2 protein-coding genes and 1 pseudogene are annotated in these 2,693 nt (G+C 61.0%); 1 reads left to right on the top strand and 2 read right to left on the bottom strand.

Annotated elements, in window-relative coordinates:
• Positions 1 to 573: 573 nt before the first annotated feature.
• Together VQ044_RS24600 and VQ044_RS24595 are read right to left on the bottom strand one after the other, a co-directional pair.
• Positions 574 to 759, bottom strand: a pseudogene (locus tag VQ044_RS24600) (pirin-like C-terminal cupin domain-containing protein); the annotation flags it as partial.
• A gap of 112 nt (positions 760 to 871) precedes the next feature.
• The gene (locus tag VQ044_RS24595) at positions 872 to 2,041 is read right to left on the bottom strand and encodes an IS110 family transposase (protein WP_331827855.1); all 1,170 of its coding nucleotides are present in this window, start codon (positions 2,039 to 2,041) and stop codon (positions 872 to 874) included.
• Between the two features lie 111 nt (positions 2,042 to 2,152).
• On the opposite strand from VQ044_RS24595, the gene VQ044_RS25960 reads away from it, so the two are divergent.
• Positions 2,153 to 2,413 carry a TetR/AcrR family transcriptional regulator C-terminal domain-containing protein gene (locus VQ044_RS25960; protein ID WP_442872919.1) on the top strand — a complete coding sequence of 87 codons (261 nt, stop codon included), beginning with the start codon at positions 2,153 to 2,155 and terminating at the stop codon, positions 2,411 to 2,413.
• Positions 2,414 to 2,693: the final 280 nt, after the last annotated feature.

Here is a 2,693-nt window from a genome sequence, read left to right as displayed (position 1 = left end):
CGATCGGGCCCTTTCCTGTGTCGTGCCCCTCACGCCAGTGGCCTGCTTTTACTCCGCCCCACTGGCCCGGTTTTGCTCCGACGTTGACAGGAGGGCGAAGGAAGAAGCAGCCCAGTATCGATGACGCTCTCGACGCGCATTGGCGCGTCCAGAGTTTCCACAACTACGCCGATTACGCGTTGGGTGACGAATTCGCTCCGCGTTCGATGAACTGGTCCATCTTGGTCGTGACCAACGCTTGGCGCTGATGTGTTCGGAAGCGGTCTGGTGGCGGTGACATCGCCGCATCATTAGCGACTACCTGCTGCTGAACGACCACGCGGTCGACCATCTGATGGCGTCTAGGCGGATCGACCCTGCCGTGCCGACGCCAGGCGCACAAAGAACAGCGCAGAACAAGGTCGTCTATCCCGCTGCTGGCGTATAGTGTCAGCCGGTTGCTGCAGGCTGAAGCGGTGTCCGCCCGACAGTCTCTATTCCGGCGAGCTCGAGCATGGTGGGCTCGTCGGCGGCAAAGACCGGGGAAGCGGGACACCGTTACAAGCGCGACAGCCGACGCGGCAAGGCGAGGGCTCACGGGTAGTGCACCCCGCCTTCGGCGCGCATCACCTGCCGCGCGTTCTCGAGCAAGGGGATGAACTCCTCCTCGTCACCTGGCACCGTCTCGAAGCGGCCCCGGCGCCATTCTTCCTTGGCCTGCTCGATACGCTCGGGGCGCGAGGACACGAAGTTCCACCAGATGTAGCGCGGACCGTCCATCTGCNCATTCTACTTTTCGGCGTTTCAGCCATAGGCCACATCGGTTCGTCACCTGGATCGGCCAGAACTGATCAGGTCCTGACGGATTACGGGATTAGATCAGTAGATGTCTTCAGGCGGCTTTCATCGTGGCGCCTTCTATCACGACGCCGGCGGTCACGTATTTCCAAAGCGCCACCAGCAGCTTTCGGGCAAGCGCCACGATCGTCGTCTTGCGTGTCCGACCGCCGTTGCGCTCGGTCCGGCCATGGAACCAGAGGGCAAGCGCTGAGTGCGGTTGATGACGCAGCCATAGCCAGGCGAGTTGGATCATTGTCGTTCGCAAACGCGGATTGCCGGCTTTCGACACGCCTTGCTCGCGATCGACCGATCCACTTTGCCAAGGCGTCGGTGCAAGGCCGGCGTAGGCTGCCACCTGCCTTCGGTTGCCGAAGCTGCGGAACAATCCCTCCGACCAGAGCACGGTGGCAAGCTCAGGCCCGATGCCCTTCACATCCAGCAACATCGCGGCCGCGGCGGGTGTGGCTGCCCCTTGTGTCACCGCCAACAAAACGTCCCGCTCCGCCTCTACCGCCTTGACCTGCTCGAGAAGCAGTTCGAGACGATCAAGTTCTCGGCCGATCTGGGCCTTGATATGCTCCGGCAGCACTCGGCCATCACCGGTTCGAAGCTCCCCGAGCTGCTCTCGCCTGTTGCGATGCAGGGGCTCATACCCGGATATGCCCTGTGCGAATAAAAGCCCCTTGATCCGGTTGACGTGCCGGACTCGCTCGTTGATCAGCACTTTGCGTTCGCGACTGATGCGGCGGTTATCTTCCTCTTCAGGCGTTGGCACCTTGACCATCGCACACACTCGCGGTTCGCCACGCTTGTAGGCCAGCAGCGCACGGATCAGCGCTTCGCCGTCAATCCTGTCGGTCTTCGCACGCCGGCGTCGACGCGAGGTCGCAATCGAGGCGGGATCGACGACGTGACTTTCAAGCCCTTCGGCCCGCAGCACACGATGGATCCAAAATCCATCAAGACCGGCCTCCTGGATCAAGATGATCGGAAAGCACCGACCCGTTCGCGCCTGCGCTTTCTCCCTAAGCTGCGAAAAGCGCGCCAGCAGCCCGGCAATATCACCGCCGCGCACGGCATGCTTCGACATCTTATCTCCATTGCCGGGCGACAGCGACGTGATCAGCCAGCTCGATCGGCTCAATTCCATTGAGACGAAAATTGCGCCAAGATCGGTGCGGATGGCGGTCGGTTCTTCGGGGCGGTCAGCTAAGAATTGCATGGTCGTCTCCAGGTGGCCGGTTCAACAACACCACTCTGTCAGAGAGCGGGTCGCTATCCACCCCATGGGATCTACTTTCTCACCACCCTACACAGGCACACCTGCCGAAAGATGTCCTGGAGGCGTGGCGGGCGGAAGGGCCACTTGCCGTTAATGACGCGCTTACCAAGGAGCTTGCACGGCTGTCGCAACAAGGGGTGCACGCCATCCCAAACTCTTCCCGCGCTAGCAAGTCAGTTCGTTGCACTCGTGTCAGCAGAAGCGCACGCGAAGAGCCTCGGCGGGGCGCTTCCCGTTGAGCCGAACGTTCTGAATGAGGCTGTCGCCGATGGCGTGGCGACGTTCCTTTGCGCATACCCACCGATGAGTTAGGACTTGAACCTACGACCTTCAGGTTATGAGCCTGAAAGCTACGTCAGTTGGACAACTTGGCTACAGCAGATCTGTTCATCAGTAATGCCCAGAGACCGCAAACCCGCCGTTCTATATCCGGGACCGTCCCTTCTCACTACTCCGACGCATAGCGCCTTCCCTCACGGTCGTGACCAAGGCTTTCATTGGCGGGGATGTCCCGAAGTTTGTTGAACTTCGGCGAACGACGTTGCCGGGGTTGAAGGTTACGCGGCCCTGGAAACGGAGGCAACGGGCTTTT

Origin of the sequence: Aurantimonas sp. C2-5-R2, assembly GCF_036549495.1 — a bacterium.
GTDB lineage: Bacteria > Pseudomonadota > Alphaproteobacteria > Rhizobiales > Rhizobiaceae > Aurantimonas > Aurantimonas coralicida_A.
Note: the sequence above shows the minus strand (reverse complement) of the source record. Positions and strands in the feature narration are given on the sequence as shown.

Excerpts from the sequence above, each read along its gene's own strand:
- VQ044_RS24595 (WP_331827855.1), bottom strand. The coding sequence starts at position 2,041 with ATGCAATTCTTAGCTGACCGCCCCGAAGAACCGACCGCCATCCGCACC.
- VQ044_RS25960 (WP_442872919.1), top strand. The coding sequence starts at position 2,153 with ATGTCCTGGAGGCGTGGCGGGCGGAAGGGCCACTTGCCGTTAATGACG.